Genomic DNA, 26,386 nt, shown 5'->3' with positions numbered 1-26,386 from the left:
GGCCCAAGCGTCCGTATGCCGTCCGCTCACCTCGCGAGGTGAGCGGACGGCATACGTCGTCTTGAGTCGGATCAGGAACCGGTGAATCGGAAGGAGCCGAGGATGTCCTCGGTCCGGTCGTTCGCGAGGTAGTCGGTGATCCTGATGTGGGACGTCGGCAACCAGTGCTGCGTCACCGTGAACGTCAGTCCGGACTGGCAGGGCATCGCGTAGGTGTACTTCTCCGCGGTCTTCGCACCGACGTCGGCGAACGACTTCGTGGGCTTCACCCCACCCACCATGTAGTCCTCGCCGTCGTCCTTGCCGGGGCACACCGTCGCGCCACTGTTGTCGCTCCAGCCGTCGACCTGGCCGGGCTCCCACACGCGTTGTCCCTCAGCTCCGAGCAGGGTCTCACCCACCTCGATCGAGATGTCGCAGGCGATGTCGGTCGGGCGGGGCGTCCCGTCGCGAAGGCAGAGGCTGTGCACCTTCGCGTCGGGGCGGTCGATGTGACCGAGGTCGGAGTCGCGAGCCGTGGCCGTCCAGCCCTCTGGGAGGACGAAGGACGAGCTTCCGGCGACGACGTCGGTTCTGGTGCCCGGATAGGTCGGGGAGTCCTGTGTGACGGTGGCCGTCGGCACCGACGCCGCGGTGCTCGCGGTGGCCTCCTGCGTGGGCGTCGACGTCACGGTGAGTGTGGGCACCGGTTCCGAGGCCGTCTGGGTAGGAGTGGCGGACTGGGTCGGAGTGGGCGTCTGGGTCGCCGGCAGCAGCGTCTCGTCACCACGCCCCACCATCTGGCTGGCGACGACGGTGCCGCCGATGACGGCCGCGACGGCGAGAGTGGCCGCACCGACGACGATGCGCTGGTTGCGCCGGCGACGGTCACCGCCCCTGTGGATCTCGTCGACGGGGGGCAACTGGGCCGAGTGGGCCGTCTCGGACCCGAAGGCGCGGAGCCGATCGGCCAGTGGGTCGTCTCCGCCCTGGGGCCGGTTGAAGTGGTCAGACATGGGAACCCTCCGAGATGGGAGCAAGCAAGGTGGCGAGTGCGGTGCGGCCGCGAGAGAGGCGGGCCTTGACGGTCCCGTCCGGCACGCCCAGTTCCTGGGCGATCTGTGCGACCGAAAGGTCGGCGAGGTGGTGGAGGACGACGGCCTCGCGCTGGGCCTCGGGCAGGGCGTTGAGCGCGGCCACGAGGGCTGGATCGAACGGCTCCGCGTGCTCATGCTCCTCACGGACGCCGCGCCGGGTCCACGCCGTGAGGGCGTTGCGGCTCTTGCGCCAGCGGCTGACCGCGAGACGCATCGCTGTCGTGCGCACCCACGCCTCCGGGGCGCGTTCGGCGTCGATGCGGTCGCGGTGCTGCCAGGCCCGCTCGAAGGCCTCCTGGACCACATCCTCGGCCTCTGACCGGTTGCCACACATCGCGTACACCTGACTGATCAGCCTCGGTGCCGCCGCGTGATAGAGCCGGTCGAACTCGTCCGGGCCCATGGGCCTGCTCCCCTCCGTCGTGTCGTGGTTGTCGCACGGTCTACGCCCACACGGCAGCCACGGTTGCATCGTTTCGTGAAGTTTGTGTGAGGGAGCACCCGATCCACCGACCGGTGGAGCGGAAACACCTCGGCCTGATGTAGCGTTGACCCCACGACATACACACAATTCCCGGGACCGCAGGCTGACTTGGGATGACCCTTCGGGGCCGTCCCTACCGGTGTGCCGTCCCGGCAGACGCACGAGGGGGTCACGCCATGGGGCGCGGCCGGGCAAAAGCCAAGCAGACCAAGGTGGCACGCGAGCTGAAGTACTTCAGCCCCGACACCGACTTGAGCGCGCTTGAGCGAGAACTCCACGGAAGTTCAACCCCGACGACGCAGACTCGGACCACTTCTGGTTCTGAGTACGGCGCCGACGAGGATGACGACTATGACAAGTGGGCCTCCGGGCGTCGTTGACGCCTGATCGCCACACTCACGTTCCTCGTGCGGCATGCACCGTATGCCGCCCGTGATCTGACATGCTCACGAGCATGACTGACGTGCGCACAGCCGACGCTGCGAAGCGACTCGGCGTCGAGACCACCGGGATCGAGATCATCGACGAGGCGGACCGCACTGCGGCACCTCGCGACCTGTTCTGGCCCTGGTTCGCCGCCAACGTGTCCGTCTTCGGCATCTCCTATGCCGCGTTCGTCCTCGGCTTCGGCATCTCCTTCTGGCAGGCCGTCGCCGTGACGATCATCGGCGTCGTCATCTCCTTCGCGCTGTGCGGGATCATCGCGATCGCCGGCAAGCGAGGATCTGCCCCGACAATGGTGCTGTCGCGCGCCGCCTTCGGCGTCAAGGGGCAGAAGGTCCCGGGCGTCATCTCCTGGCTGGTCTCGATCGGCTGGGAGACGTTCCTCGCGATCCTGGCCGTCCTCGCCACGGCTACGATCTTCGAGCGGCTCGGCTGGGGCGGAGGCACCGGCACCAAGATCGTGGCCGCCATCGTCGTCGCCACGATGATCGTCACCGCAGCCGTGGCGGGCTATCACATCATCATGCGGATGCAGTCGGTCCTCACCTGGATCACCGGCGCCATCACGATCCTCTATGTCGTCATGACCTTCAACCACATCGACTGGTCGGCGATCTCCTCGATCCCCTCCGGCGGCATCGGCGCCACGATCGGCGCGCTCGTCATGGTCATGACCGGGTTCGGGCTCGGCTGGATCAACATCGCCGCCGACTGGTCCCGCTACCAGCGCCGGGACGCCAGCGGCGCGGCGATCGTCGGCTGGAACACGTTCGGCGGGGCGCTGGCCCCGACCCTGCTCGTCTGCTTCGGCCTCGCCCTCGCCGGCTCCGACCCCGCAGTCCTCGAGGGCATCGGTGCCGACCCCATCGGCACGTTGGCCACGCTCCTGCCCACCTGGGTCCTCGTGCCGTTCCTTCTCGCGGCGATCCTGTCGCTCGTCTCGGGCGCCGTCCTCGGCATCTACTCGTCCGGTCTGACGCTGCTGTCGCTGGGAGTGCGCATCCCCCGCCCGATGGCCGCCCTGATCGACGGCGTCATCCTCACGCTCGGCACGTTCTACGTCGTGTTCGTCGCCGAGAACTTCATCAACCCGTTCCAGTCGTTCCTCATCACCCTCGGTGTGCCGCTTGCCTCGTGGGCGGGGATCATGATCGCCGACATCGCACTGCGCAAGCGCGACTACGACGAGGACGCCCTCTTCGACTCCACCGGCCGCTACGGAGCCTTCGACTGGGTGTCGATCGGAACGATGGTCGTGGCCTCTGTGCTCGGCTGGGGACTGGTCGTCAACTCCTTTGCGGACGACGCCGCGTGGAACAACTGGCAGGGCTATCTGCTCGAGCCCCTCGGCCTCGGCACCTTCGTCGACGACCCCGCCGGGTCGTTCTGGGAAGGCACGTTCGCCTACGCCAACCTTGGCGTGCTCCTCTCGTTGGTCCTGTCCTTCGTGGTCACCTATCTCGCTCGGCGGGGCACCGTGCAGCGCCAGGAGTCCGGCACATGAGCTGGGCGGACGTCGCCTCCGTGGAGCCGCTCGACGACGAGTGGCTCGTGATCATCGACCCCCAGGCGATCTTCGCCGACCCGGAGGCGAGCGCGTGGGGCTCACCCATGTGGGCAGAGACGGTGCCGCGCATCGTGAGTCTCGCGGCGGCATACAAGGGTCGTGTCGTCGTGACCCGGTTCGTCGCCGACCCGGGGCTGGGAGGTTCGTGGGCGGACTACTACGACGACTGGCAGTTCGCGCTCGTCCCCGCCTCCGATCCCCTGTATGCCGTGGTGCCCGAGATCGCCCCGCTCGCCGACCACGTGGTCACCGAGCCGACGTTCGGGAAGTGGGGTCCTGGGCTCCGTGCGGTCGTCGGCGACCAACCACGCATCGCCCTCGCCGGCGTGGCGACCGACTGCTGCGTCATCGCGACCGCGATCCCCGCCGGTGACGCGGGAGCGACGGTGCGGGTCGTCGCACAGGCGTGTGCCGGGTCCGTCCCGGACAAGCACGAGCAGGCCCTCGGAGCCATGGAGATGTTCGCCCCGCAGGTCACCGTCCTCTGACCCAGGTTCCGACTTTGTGCCCCGTTGGGACACCGGCGCTCGGCCGCAGGCCTCGCGATCCGTGTCCCAACGGGGCACAAAGTCGGGGTTTCAGCGGCTGCGCTCGTTCCACTTCGTGAAGCCGGCCTTGCGGGCCGTCTCCTCGTCCTGGAACCACACCTCCGCCTTGGTCTTCCTGTATGCCGGGCTGTCCTCGGTGTGGAAGAGCATCGAGTTCTCGTTGCCCTTGATCGCCCACCCGTCCGGTCCGGAACCGTCCTCGGCAGGATCTGCTGATCCCTTGCCGAACCGTCCCTCGGGGATGCTGACGAGGGTGGCGGGAGCCCCGGCACCCGAACGGTCCCTCTCGTCCCAGCGCACGAAGCCTGCGCCACGAGCGGACTCCTCGCTGTCGAACCAGATCTCGGCCTTGGTGCGGCCGTAGTACGGGCTCTCCTGCGTGTGGAAGAGGTTCGAGTCCTCGTTGCCCTTGATCGTCCAGCCTTCGGGTCCGGAGCCGTCCTCGGAGGGGTCAGCCGAACCCTTGCCGAACTTTCCCTCCGGGATGGCTACGAGCTTCGCCGCGCCGCCAGCACGGCCGGCACGGTCCTTCTCGTCCCAGCGGACGAACCCGGCCTTGCGGGCGGTCCCTTCATCCTCGAACCACACCTCAGCCCTGGTCCGGCCGTAGTAGGGGCTCTCCTGCGTGTGGAAGAGCATCGAGTCCTCATTGCCCTTGATCGTCCAGCCCGATGGGCCGGAGCCGTCAGGACCGGCGTCCGCGGAGCCCTTGCCGAAGCGTCCCGCGGCGAACGCACCCGCGCCGGCGAGTCCAGCCGCTCCTGCAGCCCCGACTGCGGCCCCACTGGAGGTGGGGGCGTCGGGGACGAGATCCGCATCCGCCGATTCGACGTCCGTCTCGACAGGGGGAATCGACTCTGAGGGCTCGTCGCGGACGATGGCTTCGGGCTCCACGACCGGCTCGTCCTCGACCATGACTTCCGGCTCGTCGACCGGCAGTTCGTCGATGTCGGCGTCAGCACCGGTGGACGTCGACCAGTCCGCCTCACCCGTGGGCGCCGCCGGAGTCTCGAGGTCCGCCTCGGCCTCGATGACCTCGGCCTCGCTCGAGAGGTCGACGTCGGTGTCCGCGTCGCGCTCCGACCTGTCGGCGAACCGCACCGGCTCCGTGGACGGTTCGGCGCTGATGTCGTCGACGTCGTCGGAGCGGGCACCCCACGTGGCAGCACCCAGTCCTGCTGCACCGGCCGCGGCCGCACCACCGACGGCCCCGCCCACGCTGGGAGCGTTGACGTCAGGCACCTCCACCTCGGGGACATCGACATCGGGAACATCGACATCGGGCAGGTCGAGACTCGACCGCGCGACCGTCGGCGCCTCGACGTCAGGCACGTCCAGTTCAGGAGCATCGAGGTCCGGGCGCTCGAAGGATGGCCGATCGAAGGACGCGTCCACCGAGGGCGCATCCACGTCCGGAGCATCCACGTCCGGCAGGTCGAGACTCGACCGCTGAACCGTCGGTGCGTCCACGTCCGGAACGTCCACGTCCGGGGCGTCCCAGGTCGTGTCGACCACAGGTGCGGCCGCGGCAGGCGCGTCGACGTCCGGGGCGTCCCACTTGGTGTCCACGGTCCGGTCGTAGACCTCCGTGGCCGGACGGTCCACGTCGAGGTCGACATCACGATCACGCAGAGCCGACGCACCGGCTGCACCGGCAGCGGCGAGACCGGCTCCGCCAGCCACCTTGGCACCCGTGGACACCGAGAAGTCCCGGTCACGGTCCACGACGGTGCGAGGCACCTCGCGAGTGGCGCGGCGAACCATCCAGAACCACGTGATGAGGGCGCCGAGAATGAAGGACAGCAGCATCAGCCACCAGTTGACATCACTCATCGGTTGCCTCCGATCACGCGAGCCTGCGGGACATCCGCGAAGGCCTCATCCTCACTGGTCGGCTCGATGCTCCGGGCACCGAGCCAGGCGACGAGGGCACCTACCGCGAAGGCGATGAGGTACCAGAACCACTGGATCAGGAACTCAGTCATGTTGGCCTCCTCAGCCGACCGTGATCTCGACGCGGCGGTTGGCGTTCTGACCCGCCGTCGTGTTGTTGGACGCGATGGGGTTGGCCTCGCCCTTGCCGCTCGAGGTCACGTTGGCGGCAGTCACGCCGTTCGCCTCGAGTGCCTTCTTGACCGCCGCCGCACGCTCCGTGCTGAGACGCTGGTTGGTGGCGGTGGACCCTTGGCTGCTGGTGTAGCCGGTGACGTTGAGCTTCGCCGTCGTGCAGCCCTGCCACTTCTCGGCGATGGACTTGACCGTGGTCTCCGACGCGGGCGCGAGGGTCGTGCCGTTGTTGGCGAAGTTGATCTTCGACGCGTCGGTGATCGTCTTGATGTCGGCGGCAAGGGTGCCGCACGCGGCCCCGGCGGCGTCGGCCGAAGGGCTCGCAGACGGGCTCGCACTGGCGCTCGGCGTTGCTGCTCCGCCGGCACCGACGGTGAGCTGGTTGTCGATGGTGGCATCGGGGAAGGCCGCCTTGGCGGCTGTCTCTGCTGCCGCCTTGGCATCCTCCGAGGCGGCGACACCCTTGAGCGCGAGTGCGGAACCGTCGAAGTCGAAGGAGAAGTCACCGCCGGCTCCGGCAGCATCGGCGAGAGCCCCCAATGCGGCTGTCGGGGCGGCCGCGGCACCAGCCGTCACCGTGAGCTCGTCGACGATGTTCACGCCGGGCACTTTGGCCCGGAGTTCGTCGAGGAGTGCCGTCTTGGCGGCGTCGTCGGGCACGACTCCCCTGACCGTGAGCTCGTTGCCGACGCGCTCCAACGAGAACGGCGACGCCGAGGCGTTGGCGGACGCCGTGTCCGAAGGAGTTGCCGACGCGTCGGCGGAGGTGGGGCTTGTCGCGGCAGTCGGAGTCGCCTCGGCGTCGGTGTCGTCACCGTTCAGCCCTAGGCCCACGGCCGCGAGGATGGCAGGGACGCCGATGAGTGCGAGCCACCACGGCCCACCCAGCCCGCGCTTGTATCTGCGCGTGACCGTGTCCCATTCGGTCGTCGACGAGGTCGTCGTTTGAGAGTCAAAAGAACCGTCGGCACCCATGGCGCGACGGCTCGATTCGTAGTCGGAATTGGTGACTCGGGGGTTCTCTGGTGTGTCCATGACGCCTCTCGCTTCACCGGGCCCGGCGGCCCGAACACTTCGGAAGTTACTCGGCGTAGAGGTCCCGCGTGTGGTTCAGAGGTGCCCGAATTTCGCCATGCGGCTGACTGCAAAATGGTGTATGCCGTGGCGTCGCTGAGTGCGCGGGTGCGAGTTCTGAGGCGCTCGACATCGCGGACACCGTTGCCGCGCAAGCGAACTGGTGAATCGACTCTCAGGCGGGGTGGTCGCCCACGACCTGCACCGATCCGCCGTCGACGCCCTTGGCGCCTCGGACGACCTCGATGCCGTCTTCGATCTGGGCATCCTCGAGGGCGCTGATCTCACCCATCGGCCACGCGTCGATGCCGCGCTCGGCGAGGGTGCGCACGGCGAGGTCGGCCTGGTCGGCGGGCAGCATCGCGACGAACCCGACACCCTGGTTGAGGGTGCGCTCGATGTCGGCCTGGGGCACTCGGCCCAAGGACTGGACCGTGGAGAACACCGCCGGCGGCGTCCACGTCGAGCGGTCCACCCGCGCGAAGACATCACTGGGCAGCACACGGGCCAGGTTGGCCGCGAGTCCGCCACCGGTGACGTGGGACAGCGCGTGGACGTCGAGCCCATCGGTCCGGATCAGTGAGAGGAGGTCAGCGGAGTAGACGCGCGTCGGTTCGAGCAACTCCTCACCCAGCGTGCGCCCGAAGTCGTCGACGTGGCGGTCGAGCTCCCACCCGGCGTGCGCAACCACCTTGCGCACGAGCGAGTAGCCGTTCGAGTGCAGACCCGACGACGCCAGACCCAGGACCACGTCACCGGGGCGGACGCGCTGCGGACCCAACACCGCGGCATACTCCACGACCCCCGTCGCGGCACCCGCGACGTCGTACTCGTCCGGCTCGAGCAGCCCAGGGTGCTCTGCGGTCTCACCACCGACAAGAGCCACGCCGGCCTGCTCGCATGCGCGGGCGATGCCGCCGACGATGGCGGCGATGCGCTCGGGAACGACCTTGCCGGTCGCGATGTAGTCGGTCATGAAGAGCGGCTCGGCGCCACACACGATGATGTCGTCGACGACCATGCCGACGAGGTCGAAGCCGATGGTGTCGTGGATGTCGAGGGCTTGAGCGATGGCGACCTTGGTCCCCACACCGTCCGTCGAGGTCGCCAGGACCGGGCGATCCATGCGGGCGATCGCGCTGGCGTCGAACATGCCCGCGAACCCGCCGAGTCCGCCGAGGACCTCAGGGCGGGTCGCGCGCCGGACGTCGGCCTTCATCAACTCGACGGCCTTGTCACCGGCCTCGACGTCGACGCCGGCTCCGGCATAGGTGATGGGTGCGCCTTGGCTGCCTTGCTCGCTCACGCCGGAGAGCCTAGTGCCGGGCGATCAGGGACGACGGACGGCCTCGGCCGCCCCGCCCGCTGCGGTGACCGAGACGCGATCGACGTCGAGCGTGCCCGTCTCCGTGGCGTCAGTCACGCCGCCATCGACGGGGAACTCCAGCTCGAGCAGACCCTTGCCGAGCTGGTCCGACGAGGGCAACTCGATGGGATACGAACCCGAGAAGCACGCCGTGCAGAGCCGTTCACGGTCCTGCTCGGTCGCCGCGATCATGCCGTCCTCGGAGATGTAGCCGAGCGAGTCGGCCCCGATCGAGTTGCAGACCTCCTCGACCCCGATCCCGGTGGCAATGAGTTCGGCGCGGGTTGCGAAGTCGATGCCATAGAAGCAGGGCCAGCGCACCGGCGGCGACGAGATCCGCACGTGCACCTCGGCCGCACCGGCTTCGCGGAGCATCCGCACCAACGCCCGCTGCGTGTTGCCGCGGACGATCGAGTCGTCGACGACGACGAGGCGCTTGCCCTTGATGACTTCCTTGAGCGGGTTGAGCTTGAGCCGGATGCCGAGTTGACGGATCGTCTGCGACGGGGCGATGAAGGTGCGGCCGACATAGGCGTTCTTGACCAGACCTTGGCCATAGGGAATGCCGGACTCCTGCGCGTAGCCGATCGCCGCGGGCGTGCCCGACTCTGGCGTCGGCATGACGAGGTCGGCCTCCACCGGGTGCTCGCGCGCCAGCGCACGTCCCATCTCGACCCGGGCCTCGTGGACGACGCGCCCGTTGATCGTCGTGTCGGGGCGGGCGAGGTAGACGTACTCGAACACGCAGCCCTTGCGGTCGACCTCGGCGAAACGCTCGGACCGGAGCCCGTCCTCGTCGATGGCGATGAGCTCACCCGGCTCGACCTCGCGGATGAACGAGGCACCGACGATGTCGAGCGCGGCAGTCTCGGAGGCGACGACCCAGCCGCGCTCCAGGCGACCCAGGACGAGGGGACGGATCCCCTGAGCGTCGCGGGCGGCATACAAGGTGTGTTCGTTCATGAAGACGAAGCAGAAGGCGCCGCGCAGCTTCGGGAGGATCTCCATGGCGGCAGCCTCGACCGTGCGGTCGGGGTCTGCGGTGAGAAGTGCGGTGACGAGCGCGGTGTCGGTCGTGTTGCCACGCCCGATCTCGCCGCGGTGGCGGCCCTCACCGTTGGCCTCGGAGACGAGGTCGCGCAGTTCGGCCGAGTTGATGAGGTTGCCGTTGTGGGCGAGGGCGAGTGTGCCGCCGTCGTGGCCGCCGAGGGTCGGCTGGGCGTTCTCCCAGGTGGACCCGCCGGTCGTCGAGTAGCGGCAGTGCCCGATCGCGAGGTGACCGGTCAGCGAACCGAGGGAGCGCTCGTCGAACACCTGCGAGACGAGTCCCATGTCCTTGTAGACGAGGAGGCGGCGGCCGTTGCTCGCCGCGATGCCGGCGGACTCCTGCCCGCGGTGCTGCAGGGCATAGAGCCCGTAGTAGGTCAGCTTGGCGACGTCCTCGCCGGGGGCCCAGACACCGAAGACGCCGCAGGCGTCCTGCGGCCCCTTCTCGCCCGGCATCAGGTCATGAGTGAGCTGTCCATCTCCGCGTGCCACACTCAAAGTGTCCCACGACTTCGCGCGACCCCGAGCCGGGCCCACCTCGCCCCATCCGCTCCCGCCCCCGCTCCGAACGGCTAGGCATGGACGTTCCCGTTCCGCTCTCCCACAAACGGTGGCCGTATGCCGTGAGCGGCCTTCTCGCCGCGGCCGCCGGTGCCGCCGCGGGTCACTTCGTGGCGGCGTGGGTGGCCCCCGAGGCCTCGCCGGTGCTGGCCGTGGGTTCGCAGGTCATCGACGCGACGCCGACGCCCGTCAAGGAATGGGCGGTGCGGACGATGGGCACGGCCGACAAGCCGATCCTCATCGGCAGCGTGGCAGTGGTCACGCTTGCGTTGGCGGCCGTGGCGGGGCTGGTGTCCCGGCGGCGGCCAGTGGCCGGTCGCCTCCTGATCGTCGGGCTCGCTGCGCTGGCCGCGGCGGCGGCCGTATTGCGGCCCACGGCTGGGCAGCTGGATGTCGTCCCCGGCCTCGTGACCGGCCTCGTCGGCGTCGGAGTACTCGGGTTCCTCCTGAACCTCATGCGTCGTGACGAGGTCCGGCCTCACGGGGACTCGACCGCCGACGAACCGTCCCGAACTCACCGAATTCCTCCGGACGGGACACAGCCCACAGGTGTGCCGGCAGAGAGCCCCCTGGATCACAACGCCCGGGCGACCGGGGAGCCGACCATGACCGGGCGGCGTGGCTTCCTCCTCGGAGCGGGCGCGACCGCGGTGGGGGCGGCGACCGTGGGCGGCATCGGCCAGCGCCTCCTCTCCGACGCCGTCAACCCCACTTCGATCACGCTGCCCGGTGTGGAGAACCCGTTGCCGGCTCTGCCCGCGGGACTCGAAGGGCGCGTCCCTGGCATCACCCCGTGGCGTACCCCGCCGGGGGAGTTCTATCGGATCGACACTGCGCTCGTGATCCCCCGCATCGACGTCAAGGACTGGCGACTGACCATCGACGGCGACGTCGACAGCCCGTTCACGATCGACTTCACCGAACTCGTCTCGATGGGCCTCATCGAGAAGGACATCACGATGTGCTGCGTGAGCAACGAGGTCGGTGGCGGCTACATCGGAGGCGCCCGCTGGCTCGGCGTTCCCGTGCGAGAACTGTTGTCCCGCGCAGGGGTTCGCGCGAGCGCCGACCAGATCCTCAGTACCTCCGTCGACGGCATGACGATCTCGACTCCCGTCCAGGCCCTCACCGACGACCGCGACGCCCTGGTCGCTGTGGGGATGAACGGAGGCGCTCTGCCTCGGCGCCATGGCTATCCGGTGCGCCTGGTGACGCCGGGGCTCTACGGCTTCGTCGGCTCGACGAAATGGCTCGAACGCCTCACGGCGACCACGTACGCCGCACAGAAGGCGTACTGGACCGAGCGCGACTGGGCCATCGACGGCCGGATCCTCACTCAGTCCCGGATCGACACCCCACGCGGACTGGCGCGCCTGAAGACCGGACGCAACGTCATCGGTGGGGTCGCGTGGGCTCAGGGACGCGGCATACAGAAGGTTGAGATCCGGGTGGACAACGATCCGTGGCAAGAGGCCACGCTGGGTCCCGACGCCAACATCGACTACTGGCGGCAGTGGTATTTCGAGTGGGACGCAGGTCAAGGACGTCACGAGCTCACGGTGCGCGCGACCGACCTCACGGGCGCGGTCCAGACCGAGGCCCGCACCCCACCGTTCCCCCGGGGTGCCACCGGCTGGCACACCATCCCCGTCACCGTCGGCTGACCGACTTATTGCGGATTGTTGTCGCAGCACTCGGGCCGAAGGCCCTCAGCGTGCGACAACAATCCGCAATAAGTCGGGTGGTGGGCGGACGGCATACGGGGATGGTGAAAAAGGTTGGGGCACAACCCATCCGCGACCTGATCGGCACCGAACAACGGGTGTACGCCAACCCGCTCAAGGAGACGATCATGAAGCTCAAGCACCGCACCGCTGTTCTGGCCCTCACCCTCTCGCTCCCGCTCGGCCTCGCCGCGTGCGGCAGCAGCTCGGGCGACACGGTCGATTCCGGCACCACGTCGTCGCCCACTTCCATGGCACCCAGTCCCACTGAGTCCGAGTCCGCCACGGGCGACGGCATGACGGGCGAGCCGTTCGGCGCAGCCTGCAGCCAGGTGCCGACCAGCGGCGCCGGCTCGTTCGACGGCATGTCGACCGCTCCGGTCGCCACGGCCGCCAGCGCCAACCCGCTGCTGTCGACGCTCGTGTCCGCCGTCAAGGAGGCCGGCCTCGTCGACACCCTCAACGGGGCGCCCGAGCTCACGGTCTTCGCACCGGTCAACGACGCATTCGCGGCGGTCCCGAAGGCGACGATGGACGCCGCCATGGCTGACCCCAAGGGCCTCCTCACCAAGGTCCTCACGAACCACGTCGTCGCGGGCAAGATCGCTCCGGACAAGATCGCGGGTGACCACAAGACACTCGGTGGCGGAACGATCACGGTCGCCGGCAGCGGTGAGGCCTTCACCGTCGGCGAGGCCAAGGTGATCTGCGGCAACGTCCAGACCGCCAACGCCACCGTCTACATCATCGACGGCGTCCTGCTCCCCGCCTCCTGAAACCAGCTCGGACGGAAGGCGTAGGCAATCATGGTGTTCATGGCAGCGGTCGGACCCGAGGACGAGTCCTCGTCGACTGCTGCCATGGGGCCGGATCTCGGTCGCCTCCTGACGCGCTCCGCGCGAGGTGACGAGGCCGCGTTCGCCGAGCTCTACGACGCGACCGCCGCCAGGCTGCACGGGCTCGTCGTGCGTGTGGTGCGCGACCGCGCCCAGAGCGAGGAGGTCACCCAGGAGGCCTACCTCGACATCTGGCGGCACTGCACCCGATTCGACCCGTCGCGGGGCTCACCCTTGGCCTGGATGCTGACCATCGCCCACCGGAAGGCCGTCGACCGGGTCCGCTCGGCCGAGGCGAGCAAGGCGCGTGAAGTGACGTACGAGTCGACCACCATCGAGCGCGAGCACGACACCACGCTCGAGAAGGTCGAGACCCGGCTGGATCAGCAACGCGTCCGCAGGGCGCTCGACTCACTCACGGAGACCCAGCGTGGGGCAGTCGAGCTGGCCTACCTCGGCGGCCATACGCACACTGAGGTGGCGGCACTGCTCGGCATCCCGCTCGGGACGGCCAAGACCCGGATCCGGGACGGACTCATCCGCTTGCGAGACACCTTGGAGGTGACGGCATGAACCCTGACACGCACGCCCTGGCCGGCGCGTATGCCGTCAATGCCGTGACCGACGAGGAGTCCCGCTCGTTCGAGGCACATCTCGAGGTGTGCGCCGACTGTCGCGCCGAGGTGACCGAGCTCCGCGCCGCCGCCGCGGCTCTCGCCGCGGACGTTGAACTGCCACCTCCTCCCGCACTGCGGAACTCAGTGCTGTCAGCGATCGCGCAGACCAGGCAACTGCCGCCGCTCCCTGTGACCGAGCCCGCGGATCCCACGGCCGCCACCGCTGGCTCCACCGGCAGCCGAGCCACCGCTGGCACCACCGACGACCTCGCCACCCGGCGTCGCCCTCGGTTGCGCCCCTGGCTCGCCGCCGCTGCTGCCGCCGCGGTGCTCGCTGTCGGAACCCTCATCTGGTCCCCGTGGAACGACGGACCTGCTCAGCTCACCGCGACCGAGCAGGTGCTCCAGGCCCCGGACGCGCAGCGGGTCGAGCAACCCATGAACGGTTCCGAGATCGCGATCGTCCGCAGCCCGGCGAGGGGCCAGGCGGTCTTTGTCGCCGACGCCATGCCCGCCGCACCTGCGGGGAAGGCCTACCAGTTGTGGCTCGACCTGCCGGGCCGAGGCTTGGTGAGTGCCGGGCTCATCCCCGCCTCCGGGGCGGCCGTGACCGTCATGCTGGACGGGGACGCTGCTGCTGCCACGGGTGCCGGGATCACCCTCGAGCCGGCTGCGGGATCCGAAGCGCCCACGAGTGATCCGGTGGCCCTGTTCTCCTTCACCTGACCGGGCGCCTAGGAGCGGCGGCGACCGCTCATCGCCACGGCCACCCCGACGGCAGCCACCACCGGGCCGATGACCGCCCACAGCGTGACGCCGGACATGACGCTGCCACCCAGGATCCCCAAGCCCTGCAGGAACCAGATCAGCCCGACGACGACGAGCGCGACCCCGAGAGCAACCCGCACCCCAGCACTCATGGCTTCGGCTGCGACTCGGCGAAGGCCTTGAACGCCTCCTGGTACTTGTAGCTCGCCTTCGGGAAGCTCTTCCCGAAGAGGGCCCCCGCGAACTTCATGGCACCGGTGAACTCGAAGACGTTGTGCGCGACCCACCGCGTCGCGTGGGACCCCGCCTCATGGAACTCGTTGCGGCAGATGTTGTGGACGCCCTTGGCGTCGTAGGTCGCCTCGAAGACGTCGGGGAGGTCACGGTCGGTGATCGTCTCGATCATCTCCATCGTGCCCTTGCCCCGCTTGAAGGTCAGGCGGGACTTGGCGCCTGGCCGGCCAGGCTCGCCGCTGAGGGGCTCGAACGAGATCAGTCCCGACTGCCACTTGGGCAGATTGTCCGGGTCATCGAAGAGCTCGATGAACCGGGCGCGAGGCACGTCGACCACGATCTCCTGTGTGTACTTCACACCCGAACGCTACTGCCCGAGGGAGACTGGAACATGCGCTATGCACTCACCGGAGCCACGGGATTCGTCGGTGGCGTGCTCGCCCGACAACTCATCGCCGACGGGCACGAGGTGGTGGCGCTCGTTCGGACCCCAAGCAGGGCTACCGAACTCAGCGCGCTCGGCGTCGAACTCGTCGCGGGCGACCTCGACGATGTCACCGCGCTCGACCACCTCCTCGACGGCGCAGACGGGCTCTTCCACGTCGCGGGTTGGTACAAACTCGGGGAGCGCGACCCCTCCGCGGGTCAGCACGTCAACGTGGACGGCACCCGCAACGTCCTGCGCGCAGCCCAGCGGTGCGGCACCCCCAAGGTCGTCTACACGAGCACGTTGGCGGTCAACAGCGACAGCGGAAGTGGCAGCGTGATCCGGGACGAGAGCCACCGGCATACGGGAAGTCACCTCACCGAATATGACCGGACGAAGGCCGAGGCCCACCACATCGCCGAGGAGTTCGCGGACCGGGGCCTGCCCGTCGTCACGGTCATGCCGGGCGGGATCTACGGCCCGGGCGACACCTCGCAGGTCGGCGAGTTGTTCGCCCAGGTCGTGGCCGGCAAGCGCCCACCGCTCCCCCGCGGCGGCGGCGTCCTCATGTGGGCCCACGTCGAGGACATTGCGCGCGGACACGTCCTGGCCATGGAGCGTGGCACCCCTGGTGAGGCCTACATGCTGGCCGGGGATCCGGCGACCCTTGCCGAACTCCTCCAGCAGGCCGCCGACGCTGCGGGGACGAAGGGGCCGATGCTGGTCCCCGGCGGGGCGCTGAAGGTGGGCGAGAGGCTCATGACCCCGATCGCCAGGGTCCTGCCGGTGCCGGCCACCTATCACCCCGAGTCGCTGCGGGCCGCGTTCGCGAACTACACGGGCACGAGGGCGAAGGCCGAGCGCGAGTTGGGCTGGACCAGCCGCCCGCTCGCCGAGGGCCTCGCCCAGACCGTCGCCAGCCTCAGGTCCTAGCGCCAAGGCTGCCGGCCGACTATCAGCAGGCACGCCCGGCCCCGCGACACGCCGGTGTGGCCCTGATTCCCACTGGGCTGATCGTCGGCCCGCAGGGCTGTGGAAAAGCCGACGGCCACATCCGCGGCTGTGGCCACACTCAGCCACATGGATATCGCAGCCGAAGTGGAACGACTGGGTGGGGTGTGCTCCCGCAAAGCCCTCAAGGCCGTGAGCCGTGGCGACCTCGAGCGGGCCGTCGAACGCGGCGAAGTGGTCAAGGTGCGGCGCGGCCACTACGCACTCCCCACCGACGTCGAAGCACAGGCCGCTGCCCGGCGGCTCACCGGCGTCGCCATCCTGCTGTCCGCGGCCGCGCACTGGGGCTGGGCTCGCAAGTGGACACCCAAGGTTCCCCAGATCGCCGTGCCGCGAGGCCGCAAGATCCAGCCGTCACCCGACGTGGAGATCCGGTGGCGCACCATCCCTGACGAGGACACCGTCGACGGCTGGGTCACCTCGCGGGCACGGACCCTCGTGGACTGCGCGGTCCTGCTCCCCTTCGACGAGGCGCTCGCGGTTGCCGACTCCGCCCTCCGCGTGGGGCTGGGCAAGAAGGACCGGCTCGCGCTGAAGCGGATCGTGGCCACGCTCCCCGTGCAGCACCGCAAACGCGTGCGGCGTGTCATGCGCGAGGCCAATGCCGCTGCGGCCGGGCCGTTCGAATCGGTGCTCCGTGCCATCGCCCTCGACATTCCGTGGCTCAACGTCGCAACGCAAGTGCGCGTCGACGACGCGGACGGGGGGATCGGGCGGGTGGATCTTGCCGACGTGCAGCTGCGCCTCGTGCTCGAAGCGGACAGCATGGAATATCACGGCGAGCGCTCCCTTCAGGACCGCGACTGCGCCCGCTACACCCGGCTCACGACGAGTGGCTGGCTCGTGCTCAGGTTCACGTGGGAACAGGTGATGCACGAGCCCGAGTGGGTCCGCGACCAGATCGTGGCTGCGGTGGCCCTCCGGCGCCAGCAGGAGCTGTGTTGCCTACCGGAGAACTATCAGCCCGTGGTCGCGTGACCGCGACACGCTGATGTCAGGGCCACCCTCACGTGGGCTGATCGTCGGCCGGCAGGGCTGGCCTTCAGGCGCCGACTGCCGACGGTCAGCGGTTGCGGCGCTCGGAGACGGACTCGATCAGCACGGACACCCCGGCGGCCAGCAACCCCACGACCAACGCGCCCAACAGGCCGAGGTAGCCGACGGCGGTGGCGGTGGAGTACTCGCCCTGGGCGACTCGGCTGGACGACTCCATACCGCGGTAGACGCCGAGGAACGCGCCGATGGCGAACCCGAGCACGGCTCCGACGATGAGGACACGGAGGTGGTTCGGGCTACGCGGGGTACTCACGGACTCAACGCTACTTCGCCGGCGGCGCGCATCCGCCGCCGGTCCCGGTGTCACCGGTGCGGGCGGAACGGACGAAGCGGGAGGCCACCTCTTCCAACGTCGCCTCCGACCCGGCATACGGGGACTCCGGGCGCGGCCAGTGCGTGATCGTGTCGGTGAAGCCCAGTTCCGCCGCCCGCCCCGTCATCTCCTCATAGACACCGACCGACTCGAGCGAGAACTGCGGCGATGCATCGAGCAACAGCACCCTGTCCAGCGGCTCCGTGCCCGGCAGCTCACTGAACTTCTGCGCCAACCCCACCACGCCGGCCCACCACTCCTCCGACGTCTCGGCGCCGCCGGGACCCGTGGTCACCCAGCCCTGCCCGAACTTCGCCGCGAGCCGCAGCGACCGCGGCCCGTTCGCCGCGATGACGAAAGGCACCCTGTCGCGAACGGGACCCGGCAAGGTGCGGGCGTCGCGGACGGCATACCACTCTCCGTCGTGGTCCACGTGGTCCTCGCGGAGCAGACGATCGAGCAAAGGCACGTATTCGTGGAATCGGTCCACGCGCGCCTTCACCGCATGCGACTCCCCCAGCACCGCCGAGTCGAGGTCTCCACCCGTCCCCAGTCCACAGATGAACCGGCCCTCGGAAAGGTCGTCGAGAGCGAGCACGTCGCGGGCGAAGACATAGGGGTGGCGGAAGTTCGGCGAGGTCACGAACGTCCCGAGCCGGATCGTCGATGTCACCCCAGCCGCCGCCGCAAGTGTCGACACAGCGGGGAACCACGTGCTGTCCGGCAGCCCACCCCAGACGAGGTGGTCATAAACCCAGGCGTGGGCGAACCCCATTTCTTCGACCGCGCGCCAGCGCGGCCCCGCCTCACGCCAGGGCAGGTCCGGAAGGATCGAGATCCCGTGTCGCACCTCGGTCATCGGCTCACCTTTCGTCGTCTGCAAAGAGCGGGAGGTATGCCGTGAGGTCGGCTCGCGTGCCACTCACCCGGAGGCGCCCCTCGCCTGCCGCGACCGCGGGGTCGAGGTGACCGACCGCGAGCGCCAGCCACGTCGCGGCGTCGGTCTCGATGACATTGGGTGGGGTGCCACGCCGGTGCTGGAGTCCCTCGATGCACTGCACGACACCGAACGGCGGCACGCGCACCTCGACGCTGCGTCCGGGTGCCCGCTCCCCGAGTTCCTCGAGGGTGAACCGCACCGCGAGCGCGATCGTCGCCCGGTCCGCGGCTTCCGGGGCGGCCGCCCATGAGGTGAGCGCAGCGCGACCGTCGGCGACGGGCACACGGCGACGGGACGGCATACGGGCGATTTTAGGGCCGGTGACCACAGCGCTCCGCGCTCGGTCGACTTCACGGCGAATTCACAAATAGTTATGCCAACCGCGCGAATCCGTCCCGGTTGTGGGGCAACATATCGGGCACCCCCAGCAGCGCCGCGGACTCCCTGTCGTCACCACGCGTGACACCGCGGGCACTCACCCCGGCCGAAGGGCCGAACAGGAGTAGGCATGACGATCCTCACCCCGCGCAGACTCGGCGCGACAATTCTGGCCGCGGCGTGCGCAGCCACCCTGGCCGCGGCGCCGGCGAGCGCCGACCGTCCCCAGGACAAGCCGAAGAACCCCAAGCACAAGCAGACGACGGTTCAGCTGTTGTCGTTCAACGACTACCACGGCCACCTCGAGGCCACGGACGGCCCGCTCTCGCCGGCCCAGGACCCGAGCCAGACGCCGGTCGGTGGCGCGGAGTACCTCTCCTCGACGCTGAAGGAATTGCGTCAGGCCCCCGGCCACGACGGCAGCCTCACCGTCGCGGCCGGTGACCTCATCGGCGGCTCGCCGTTCCTCTCCGGCATGTTCCACGACGAGCCGTCCGTCGAGTCCCTCAACGCGATCGGGCTCGACGTGAGCTCGGTCGGCAACCACGAGTTCGACGAGGGCACCGACGAGCTGCTCCGCATGCAGAACGGCGGCTGCCACCCGGTCGACGGCTGCTACTTCCCGGACCAGCCGTACGCCGGCGCCGACTTCCAGTGGCTGTCGGCCAACGTCGTCCGCAAGGACAACGGCAACACCCTGCTGCCGGGCACGTCCATCAAGAAGGTCCGTGGGACCGAGATCGGCTTCATCGGCATGACGCTCGAGGCCACGCCCACCCTGGTGAGCCCCGCCGGCGTCTCCACCGTCAACTTCCTCGACGAGGTCGAGACGGCCAACGCCCAGGCTGCGGAGCTCAAGCGCCGTGGCGTCGAGGCGATCGTCGTGCTCCTGCACGAGGGCGGCAACCAGAGCGGCACGATCAACGACTGCAACGGCATCTCCGAGCCGATCGCCCAGATCGCCGCGCAGATGAGCCCCGAGATCGACCAGATCATCACCGGGCACACGCACCGCGCGTACATCTGCTCGCTGCCCGACCCGGCCGGCAACGACCGCCTCGTGACCAGCGCGCACGACTACGGCCGCACCGTGACCGAGACTCAGCTCGTCATCGACCGGAGCACCGGCGACGTGGACCGTGAGGCCTCGACCGCGGTCAACCACCTCGTCGCCCGGAAGACGAAGGACGCCGGCATCACCCAGATCATCGACAAGTGGAACGAGCTCGCCGGTCCGCTCAAGGCGCAGGTCGTCGGCACCCACACCGATGACATCCTCGGCGACTCCAGCGGCAACCGCGGCATCGAGACCCCGATGGCCGACCTCGTGGCCGACGCGATCCTCTGGGGCACCGACGGTGCCGACGAGGGTGGTGCGCAGCTGGCGCTCATGAACGTCGGCGGTGTCCGCGAGGACCTGCCTCTGGCGCCGAAGTACACCGAGGGCTCCGGCGAGATCACCTTTGCCGAGGCGTTCGACGTCGCGCCGTTCAACAACCTGCTCGTGTCCCTCGACCTGACCGGTGACCAGATCCGACAGGTCCTCGAGCAGCAGTACCAGCCCGTCGCCCAGCGTGGTTCCCGACCGATGCTGGCGCTGGGCGTGTCCGAGGGCTTCACCTACGAGTGGGACGCCTCGCAGCCCCAGGGCTCGCGCGTGGTCAACGGCTCGATGGTGCTCAACGGCACTCCCATCAGCCCGACCCAGACCTACCGCGTGGCCACCCTGAACTTCCTCGCCGACGGTGGCGACCTGTTCACGGCCTTCACGCAGGGCACGAACCGCGTCGGCGGCCCGGAGGACCTGGCCAACCTGGTCGCGTACTTCCAGGCCAACCCCGGTCTCACCGCTCCGGCCAGCCGCGTCGGCGGTCTCTGACCGGACCGAGCCGAAGGCTCACCCAAAGCACCCCCTGCGCCACTTCGGCGCAGGGGGTGCTTGGCTGTGGGCGTGACCGAGGCGCCCGAGTTCGAGCAGGACGGCGACGTCACGTGGATCCGGCTGCATGGTCACGCGCAGTCCGCCGTTTCGTTGGCTGACCCGGAGCACCTCGCCTTCGAGTACGTCCAGCACCTTGCCCTGTGCGTCGATGCGGTGTTCGCTCGACCGGCCCCGGTGCGGGTCACGCACGTCGGGGGTGCCGGGCTGACCCTGGCGCGCTGGATGCACGCCACACGGCCGGGCTCACCGCAGATCGTGCTCGAACCAGATGTCGTGCTGACCGAGGCCGTGCGTCGCGAGTTGCCCTTGCCGCGTGGTCATCGCATCCGCGTGCGCCCGCTGTCGGGCGAAGAAGGCGTTGCCGGATTGGCTTCTGCCAGTGCAGATCTCGTCATTCTCGATGCGTATGCCGGTGGGCAGGTCCCTCCGTCCCTCACCACCGTCGAGTGGCTGGGTGAGATGGCACGGGTTCTCGCGCCGGGCGGGCTGTTCCTCGCGAACCTCGGCGATCGACCTGGGCTGCGGTATGCCGCACGCGTCGCCTCGGGTGCCCGGGCCGCGCTGGGACTGGAGGCGGATGGGGAAGGTGCGCGGACGGCATACGTCGGGTTGCACCACGTGCTCAAGGGGAAGGGATACGGCAACGTCGTCCTCGCGGCATCGCGCGGACCGCTGCCGCTGTTCGAGATGCGCCGTGCGACGGCGAGGTTGGCGCTGCCGACGGGTGTCGTCGCGCCGGATGAGGTGCTGAGCCGTGGAGCCGGCGCCCAGCCATTCAGTGCCGCGGCCAACGACACCGCCTGGTCCCCCGCCCCACCCGACTGACCCGTCTGATGCGGAGCGGCTGCGTCAGGACGCGCTGCCTTCTCGGGCCAGACGGGCGGCGCGCGCGGCCTCGACCCTGGCCTGCCGGCGGCGCTTGAGTCGCATCTGCGGGTCGTCGGCAGCACCGAGCTGCGCCGGGCCGAAGATCTCCATGAGCGCCATCTGGATCCGGTAGCCGACCCGGTAGGCCAGCGACAGTCCCTTGTTCTCCGGCTTGCTCATCGATGCTCCCTTTGTGTACTAATGGTTAGTGCACTCACTATATCACCGAGCCGACGTAGGATGCGAGGCGTGACGATGTCGAAGACCAGCCCCGCGGGCACCGACCTGCTCGCCCTCGACCGCCAGGTCTGCTACGCGCTGGCGGTCGCGTCGCGCAACGTGATCGCGCTGTATCGACCGCTGCTCGAGCCGATGGGCCTGACCCACCCGCAATACCTCGTCATGCTCGCGCTCTGGGAGGAGACGCCGCTGACGGTGGGCGAGCTGGGGCGCCGCGTGAGCCTGGAGCCGGGAACCCTGTCCCCTCTGCTCAAGCGCCTCGAGACGAACGGCTACATCACCCGGGGGCGCGACCCTCGCGACGAGCGTGCCCTCGCTGTGTCCCTCACCGCAGTCGGCGCCAAGTTGAGGAGTCGGGCCGAGAAGGTGCCCCCGGCGATCATCGACCGCCTCGGCATGGAGTTGAGCGAGCTCGAGGACCTGCGTGACGGCCTCACGCGCCTCATCGCGGCTGCACGCTCGCCTCAGTGATGTGGCCCTGCGACCGGGCGACGATCAGCTGACCTCTCGGACCGCGCGACACGCCGGAGTGGGCCTACGTTTCCCGTGAGCTGATCGTCCGCCCGCAGGCACGGTCAGGTGGTGCTGACTTCCAGACCGTGCGTGGTCAGAGCCAGCCGCCCGTGCGTGCCTTCGAACGTGGCCAACGCCTCCTCCAGGTGCACCTGCACCAGGTGGTAGCCATGCGCTCCCAGCCCCATCGCAACCCGGGTCTCGTCATCGAGCGAGCGACAGCGCGCCGCCAACTCCGGCTCGGTGATGTCCCAGACCACCTCGCGCCGCTGACCTTCGTCGGACACGAACCGCACCCGCGGCCCCGCGATCGTCACCTGCCAGTCGGGCCACGCGACGGACGCGACGAACTCACGCAGACGCCCGGGCTCAGGGTGCTCCACAGTCGTCAGCCGATGAAGGTCCGGGCGTTGCGGAACATCCGCATCCACGGCGAGACGTCCTCGATGCGACCACTCGTCCACGACATCTGCGCGTTGCGCTGGACCCGCTCGGGGTGCGGCATCATCGCCGTGAACCGGCCGTCCGTCGTGGTCACCGCGGTGAGTCCGTCCGGCGAGCCGTTGGGGTTGAACGGGTATGCCGTCGCGACGCCACCATCGTTGTTGACGTAGCGCGCCACCCGCTGCACTGCCGACGCGTCACCGCGCGCCGAGAAGTTCGCGAAGCCCTCTCCATGGGCGACGGCGATCGGGATGCGCGACCCGGCCATGCCCGACGTGAAGATCGACGGCGACTCGAGGACCTCGACGAGCGACAGGCGCGCTTCGTACTGCTCGGACCGGTTGCGGGTGAACCGCGGCCAGGCCTCGGCGCCCGGGATGAGGTCGGCGAGCGCCGCGAACATCTGGCACCCATTGCAGATGCCGAGCCCGAACGTGTCACCACGGTGGAAGAACTCATGGAACTGCTCGGTGAGCTTGTCGTTGAAGAGCACCGAGCGCGCCCAGCCCTCGCCGGCGCCCAACGTGTCGCCGTAGGAGAACCCACCGCAGGCCACCAGTCCGACGACGTCGGAGAGCGACGCGCGCCCGGTCTGCAGGTCGGTCATGTGGACGTCGAGCGTCTCGAACCCAGCCCGGTGGAAGGCATAAGCCGTCTCGACGTGGCTGTTGACACCCTGCTCGCGCAGGATGGCGACGCGCGGCTTGGCACCCACGTTGAGGAACGGTGCCGCGATGTCGTCGGTGGGCTCGAACGTCGTCGACACGTGCAGGCCGGGATCCCCGTCCGCACCGAACGCGGCGTGCTCCTCGTCGGCGCACTCGGGGTTGTCGCGCAGGGCCGAGATCCGCCAGGACACCTCGTCCCACGCCTGGGCAAGGTCGGTGACCGCCTCGTCGAGGGGCATGTCTCCGTTGACCGACACCTGAATGCGGCGCTCGGGGTGGGTGCCGCCGATGACCGACGTGAGGTCACCGACGCCGGCCTTGACGAGGACGTCGCGCACCTCGGCGACCGAGTCCGCGCGAACTCCGAGCACGGCACCGAGCTCCTCAGTGAACAGCGCCTCGACCGAGTCGACAGCAACCTCGACGCCCAGGCCGCTTGCGAAGGCCATCTCGCACACGGTCGCCCAGAGGCCACCATCGGACCGGTCGTGATAGGCCGAAACCAGCCCACGAGAACGCAATTCGTGCACAGCCTCGGCCAGGGCAACCAGACGCGCGGGGTCGTCGACGTCCGGCACGTCCCCACCGAACGCCCCTGACACCTGCGCCAGGATCGAGCCACCCAGACGGTTGGCCCCCGCACCGAGATCCACCAGGACCAGCGCCGACTCGGGCTGCAGCTGCGGCGTGAGCGTCCCTCGCACATCCGGCAGGGCGGCGAACGCCGACACGACCAGGGACACCGGCGAGGTCACCTGGCGCTCCTCACCAGATGCCTCATCGGTCCACTTGGTCCGCATCGACATCGAGTCCTTGCCCACCGGCACCGAGATCCCCAGCGCCGGGCAGAGCTCCATCGCCACGGCGTGCACGGTGTCATAGAGCGCGGCGTCCTCACCGGTCTCGCCCGCGGCCGCCATCCAGTTGCACGACAACTTCACCGACGACAGCGACGCGATCGGGGCCGCGAGCAGGTTCGTCAATGCCTCACCGACCGCCATGCGACCGGACGCGGGAGCGTTGACGGAAGCGAGCGGCATACGCTCCCCCGACGTCATGGCCTCACCCGCGAAGCCCGCGTGATCCGCCAAGGTGACCGCAACATCGGCGACGGGCACCTGCCACGGGCCGACCATCTGGTCGCGATGCGTGAGCCCGCCGACTGTCCGGTCACCAATGGTGATGAGGAACCGCTTGCTCGCCACCGACGGGTGACGCAGAACGGCGTATGCCGTGTCCCGCAACGCCATCGAACTCACGTCGAGCGAATCGCCAGTCCACGACACCCGCTCCACGTCGCGGGTCATGCGCGGGGGCTTGCCCAGCAGGACCTCCATCGGCATGTCGATCGGGACGTCCTCCGGGGCATCGGACTCGCCGGCCACAAACAACTGCGCGTCGTCAGCGGCCACACCGATCACGGACAGCGGGCACCGCTCCCGTGCGGCGAAGGACTCGAGGAGCTCGAGCGACTCGGGCGCGATCGCGAGGACGTAGCGCTCCTGGCTCTCGTTGACCCAGATCTCCTTGGGTGCAAGGCCGGACTCCTCGAGCGGCACCGCCGACAGGTCGAAGCGGGCACCCAGCCCGGCGTCGTCGACGAGCTCGGGGAAGGCGTTGGAGAGACCGCCCGCACCGACGTCGTGGATGGCCAGCACCGGGTTGGCCGAACCCATCGCCCAGCAGTGGTTGATGACCTCCTGCGCCCGCCGCTCCATCTCGGGGTTGCCGCGCTGCACGGAGTCGAAGTCGAGGTCGGCCGCGTTGGCCCCGGCGGCCATCGACGAGGCGGCTCCACCACCCATGCCGATGCGCATGCCCGGCCCACCGATCTGGATGAGTAGCGTGCCTGCGGGGAAGCGCACCTTCTCGGTCTGGTCCGCACTGATGGCACCCAGACCACCGGCGCTCATGATCGGCTTGTGGTAGCCGCGACGCACGCCGTCGACGGTCTGCTCGTAGACGCGGAAGAAGCCGCCGATCCCGGGCCGACCGAACTCGTTGTTGAAGGACGCGGCACCGATCGGCCCCTCGACCATGATGTCGAGCGGCGCGGCGATGTGGCCCGGCGCGCCGTAGGGGTCCGCCTCCCAGGGCTCCTCCGTGCCGGGCAGGTGGAGGTTCGAGACGACGAACCCGGTGAGCCCCGCCTTGGGCGCGGAGCCGCGCCCGGTCGCCCCCTCGTCCCGAATCTCGCCACCGGCACCGGTCGCGGCACCCGGGAACGGTGAGATCGCCGTCGGGTGGTTGTGCGTCTCGACCTTCATGAGGACGTGCACGTCCTCCTCCGTGGCGACATAGGGCGCAGGTCCGTCGCCGCGCTCCGGCAGCCAGCGCTCGATGCGGCCACCCTGCATGACGGAGGCGTTGTCCTTGTAGGCCACGACCGTGCCGGCCCCGGCCACGGCCTCGGTGTGCCGGATCATCCCGAACAGGCTCTTGACCTGCGGCTCACCGTCGACGATGAAGTCCGCGTTGAAGATCTTGTGGCGGCAGTGCTCGGAGTTCGCCTGGGCAAACATCATGAGCTCGACATCGGTGGGGTTGCGCTGGAGTCCCGTGAACGCGTCGCGCAGGTAGTCGATCTCGTCGTCCGACAAAGCCAGCCCGTATGCCGTGTTCGCGCCTTCCAGCGCAGCGCGCCCGCCCGCGAGCACGTCGACGTGCTCCATGGGCTCGGCCTCGCGCTCCTCGAAGAGGGCAGCGGTGGCCTCGCGGGTCGGCAGTGCGGTCTCGGTCATGCGGTCGTGGAGGACGGCTGCGACCTCGCCCCACGCGTCAGCCGTCAGTGCGACGCCCTCGACGGTGAACTCGGTGACCCGCTCGACGCGACGGAGGTCGATGCCGCAGTTGTGGGCGATGTCGGTGGCCTTGCTCGCCCACGGGGAGATCGTGCCCAGTCGCGGGCCGACCACGACGAGGGTCTGCGCAGTCTCGGAAGGTGACTGGCCGGCATACGCCTCGCCGTAGGTCAGGAGCCGCTCGACGGTCTCGCGCTGCGCGGAGTCGAGGGGCGCATCACTCGCGACCCAGTGGACGAAGCGAGCGGTGACGTCCGTGATCGCAGGATCGATGCTCTGGAGGCGGGCGAGGAGGGCGCGCGCCCGGAAGGGCGACAGCGCGGACCCGCCGTCGACGGTGGTGAGGGCGAGGTCGGGCGACGAAACCATCAGG

Annotated in this window: 27 protein-coding genes; 12 read left to right on the top strand and 15 right to left on the bottom strand. The window is 69.2% G+C overall.

Annotation, left to right across the window (positions count from 1 at the left end):
* Positions 1-71: 71 nt before the first annotated feature.
* Together N802_RS19295 and N802_RS03985 are read right to left on the bottom strand one after the other, a co-directional pair.
* The gene (locus N802_RS19295; RefSeq protein WP_052109406.1) at positions 72-995 is read right to left on the bottom strand and encodes an APA family fibronectin-binding glycoprotein; all 924 of its coding nucleotides are present in this window, start codon (positions 993-995) and stop codon (positions 72-74) included.
* Positions 988-1,479 carry an RNA polymerase sigma factor gene (locus tag N802_RS03985; RefSeq protein ID WP_035912494.1) on the bottom strand — a complete coding sequence of 164 codons (492 nt, stop codon included), beginning with the start codon at positions 1,477-1,479 and terminating at the stop codon, positions 988-990. The genes N802_RS19295 and N802_RS03985 overlap by 8 nt, the downstream gene beginning before the upstream one ends.
* Before the next feature lie 257 nt (positions 1,480-1,736).
* Here N802_RS03985 and N802_RS03980 point away from each other — a divergent pair, with 257 nt between their 5' ends.
* From N802_RS03980 to N802_RS03970, 3 genes are all read left to right on the top strand, one after another.
* Positions 1,737-1,940, top strand: coding sequence for a DUF3073 domain-containing protein (locus N802_RS03980; protein WP_035912491.1), 204 nt, complete (start codon positions 1,737-1,739; stop codon positions 1,938-1,940).
* A gap of 74 nt (positions 1,941-2,014) precedes the next feature.
* Complete coding sequence (locus N802_RS03975) at positions 2,015-3,508, top strand: purine-cytosine permease family protein (protein WP_245613820.1); 1,494 nt, start codon at positions 2,015-2,017, stop codon at positions 3,506-3,508.
* The gene (locus tag N802_RS03970) at positions 3,505-4,059 is read left to right on the top strand and encodes a cysteine hydrolase family protein (protein WP_035912483.1); all 555 of its coding nucleotides are present in this window, start codon (positions 3,505-3,507) and stop codon (positions 4,057-4,059) included. The genes N802_RS03975 and N802_RS03970 overlap by 4 nt, the downstream gene beginning before the upstream one ends.
* 90 nt (positions 4,060-4,149) lie before the next feature.
* On the opposite strand, the gene arfC is transcribed toward N802_RS03970, so the two are convergent.
* From arfC to purF, 5 genes are all read right to left on the bottom strand, one after another.
* Positions 4,150-5,952, bottom strand: a complete 1,803-nt coding sequence (arfC, locus tag N802_RS20150) for a channel accessory protein ArfC, sunset domain variant (protein WP_052109405.1) — start codon at positions 5,950-5,952, stop codon at positions 4,150-4,152.
* On the bottom strand, positions 5,949-6,104 hold the full coding sequence (gene arfB / locus N802_RS20435) for a channel accessory protein ArfB (protein WP_035912479.1): 156 nt from the start codon (positions 6,102-6,104) through the stop codon (positions 5,949-5,951). The genes arfC and arfB overlap by 4 nt, the downstream gene beginning before the upstream one ends.
* Before the next feature lie 10 nt (positions 6,105-6,114).
* Positions 6,115-7,221 (bottom strand): channel-forming protein ArfA/OmpATb, encoded by a 1,107-nt coding sequence (gene arfA / locus N802_RS03945; protein ID WP_035912476.1) that lies wholly within the window; start codon positions 7,219-7,221, stop codon positions 6,115-6,117.
* A gap of 214 nt (positions 7,222-7,435) precedes the next feature.
* Positions 7,436-8,566, bottom strand: a complete 1,131-nt coding sequence (purM, locus tag N802_RS03940; protein WP_035912472.1) for a phosphoribosylformylglycinamidine cyclo-ligase — start codon at positions 8,564-8,566, stop codon at positions 7,436-7,438.
* 24 nt (positions 8,567-8,590) lie between these two features.
* The gene (gene purF, locus N802_RS03935) at positions 8,591-10,165 is read right to left on the bottom strand and encodes an amidophosphoribosyltransferase (RefSeq protein ID WP_035912470.1); all 1,575 of its coding nucleotides are present in this window, start codon (positions 10,163-10,165) and stop codon (positions 8,591-8,593) included.
* Positions 10,166-10,251: 86 nt separating this feature from the next.
* Here purF and N802_RS03930 point away from each other — a divergent pair, with 86 nt between their 5' ends.
* From N802_RS03930 to N802_RS03915, 4 genes are all read left to right on the top strand, one after another.
* Positions 10,252-11,898, top strand: a complete 1,647-nt coding sequence (locus tag N802_RS03930) for a molybdopterin-dependent oxidoreductase (RefSeq protein ID WP_035912467.1) — start codon at positions 10,252-10,254, stop codon at positions 11,896-11,898.
* 188 nt (positions 11,899-12,086) lie between these two features.
* Positions 12,087-12,734: a fasciclin domain-containing protein gene (locus tag N802_RS03925; protein WP_052109433.1), complete on the top strand. Its 648-nt coding sequence runs from the start codon at positions 12,087-12,089 to the stop codon at positions 12,732-12,734.
* 30 nt (positions 12,735-12,764) lie between these two features.
* Positions 12,765-13,367 (top strand): ECF RNA polymerase sigma factor SigK, encoded by a 603-nt coding sequence (gene sigK, locus N802_RS03920; protein WP_035912464.1) that lies wholly within the window; start codon positions 12,765-12,767, stop codon positions 13,365-13,367.
* The gene (locus tag N802_RS03915; protein ID WP_035912460.1) at positions 13,364-14,137 is read left to right on the top strand and encodes an anti-sigma factor; all 774 of its coding nucleotides are present in this window, start codon (positions 13,364-13,366) and stop codon (positions 14,135-14,137) included. The genes sigK and N802_RS03915 overlap by 4 nt, the downstream gene beginning before the upstream one ends.
* An 8-nt stretch (positions 14,138-14,145) precedes the next feature.
* Here N802_RS03915 and N802_RS03910 read toward each other — a convergent pair whose 3' ends face one another.
* Positions 14,146-14,331, bottom strand: coding sequence for a hypothetical protein (locus N802_RS03910; protein WP_035912458.1), 186 nt, complete (start codon positions 14,329-14,331; stop codon positions 14,146-14,148).
* On the bottom strand, positions 14,328-14,771 hold the full coding sequence (locus N802_RS03905) for an SRPBCC family protein (RefSeq protein ID WP_035912915.1): 444 nt from the start codon (positions 14,769-14,771) through the stop codon (positions 14,328-14,330). Before N802_RS03905 ends, N802_RS03910 begins: the two co-directional genes overlap by 4 nt.
* 33 nt (positions 14,772-14,804) lie before the next feature.
* On the opposite strand from N802_RS03905, the gene N802_RS03900 reads away from it, so the two are divergent.
* Entirely contained in the window at positions 14,805-15,773 is a 969-nt protein-coding gene (locus N802_RS03900) for an NAD-dependent epimerase/dehydratase family protein (protein WP_052109403.1), read from the top strand.
* Positions 15,774-15,920: 147 nt separating this feature from the next.
* Positions 15,921-16,829, top strand: a complete 909-nt coding sequence (locus tag N802_RS03895) for a type IV toxin-antitoxin system AbiEi family antitoxin domain-containing protein (RefSeq protein ID WP_156971276.1) — start codon at positions 15,921-15,923, stop codon at positions 16,827-16,829.
* Between the two features lie 85 nt (positions 16,830-16,914).
* Here N802_RS03895 and N802_RS03890 read toward each other — a convergent pair whose 3' ends face one another.
* From N802_RS03890 to N802_RS03880, 3 genes are read right to left on the bottom strand one after another with little or no spacing between them, the layout of a single operon-like run.
* On the bottom strand, positions 16,915-17,160 hold the full coding sequence (locus tag N802_RS03890) for a hypothetical protein (RefSeq protein WP_035912454.1): 246 nt from the start codon (positions 17,158-17,160) through the stop codon (positions 16,915-16,917).
* Positions 17,161-17,170: 10 nt separating this feature from the next.
* Positions 17,171-18,070 carry an LLM class flavin-dependent oxidoreductase gene (locus tag N802_RS03885; RefSeq protein WP_052109432.1) on the bottom strand — a complete coding sequence of 300 codons (900 nt, stop codon included), beginning with the start codon at positions 18,068-18,070 and terminating at the stop codon, positions 17,171-17,173.
* Positions 18,071-18,083: 13 nt separating this feature from the next.
* Positions 18,084-18,461, bottom strand: a complete 378-nt coding sequence (locus tag N802_RS03880; RefSeq protein ID WP_035912452.1) for a sterol carrier family protein — start codon at positions 18,459-18,461, stop codon at positions 18,084-18,086.
* 207 nt (positions 18,462-18,668) lie between these two features.
* On the opposite strand from N802_RS03880, the gene N802_RS03875 reads away from it, so the two are divergent.
* Positions 18,669-20,417 (top strand): bifunctional metallophosphatase/5'-nucleotidase, encoded by a 1,749-nt coding sequence (locus tag N802_RS03875; protein WP_052109401.1) that lies wholly within the window; start codon positions 18,669-18,671, stop codon positions 20,415-20,417.
* A gap of 72 nt (positions 20,418-20,489) precedes the next feature.
* Positions 20,490-21,305, top strand: coding sequence for a spermidine synthase (locus N802_RS03870; RefSeq protein WP_169743390.1), 816 nt, complete (start codon positions 20,490-20,492; stop codon positions 21,303-21,305).
* Between the two features lie 24 nt (positions 21,306-21,329).
* On the opposite strand, the gene N802_RS03865 is transcribed toward N802_RS03870, so the two are convergent.
* Positions 21,330-21,527, bottom strand: coding sequence for a hypothetical protein (locus tag N802_RS03865; protein ID WP_035912444.1), 198 nt, complete (start codon positions 21,525-21,527; stop codon positions 21,330-21,332).
* Positions 21,528-21,602: 75 nt separating this feature from the next.
* Between N802_RS03865 and N802_RS03860 the strand changes: the two genes are divergently transcribed.
* On the top strand, positions 21,603-22,058 hold the full coding sequence (locus N802_RS03860) for a MarR family winged helix-turn-helix transcriptional regulator (protein ID WP_035912898.1): 456 nt from the start codon (positions 21,603-21,605) through the stop codon (positions 22,056-22,058).
* A 104-nt stretch (positions 22,059-22,162) separates the two neighbouring features.
* On the opposite strand, the gene N802_RS03855 is transcribed toward N802_RS03860, so the two are convergent.
* Positions 22,163-22,483 carry a hypothetical protein gene (locus tag N802_RS03855; protein ID WP_035912442.1) on the bottom strand — a complete coding sequence of 107 codons (321 nt, stop codon included), beginning with the start codon at positions 22,481-22,483 and terminating at the stop codon, positions 22,163-22,165.
* A gap of 5 nt (positions 22,484-22,488) precedes the next feature.
* Positions 22,489-26,382: a phosphoribosylformylglycinamidine synthase gene (gene purL, locus N802_RS03850; RefSeq protein ID WP_035912440.1), complete on the bottom strand. Its 3,894-nt coding sequence runs from the start codon at positions 26,380-26,382 to the stop codon at positions 22,489-22,491.
* Between the last annotated feature and the right edge of the window lie 4 nt (positions 26,383-26,386).

Source organism: Knoellia sinensis KCTC 19936, assembly GCF_000768705.1.
Classification (GTDB): domain Bacteria; phylum Actinomycetota; class Actinomycetes; order Actinomycetales; family Dermatophilaceae; genus Knoellia; species Knoellia sinensis.
The sequence above is the reverse complement of the archived record's forward strand: the minus strand, read 5'-3'. Positions and strand labels throughout refer to the sequence as shown.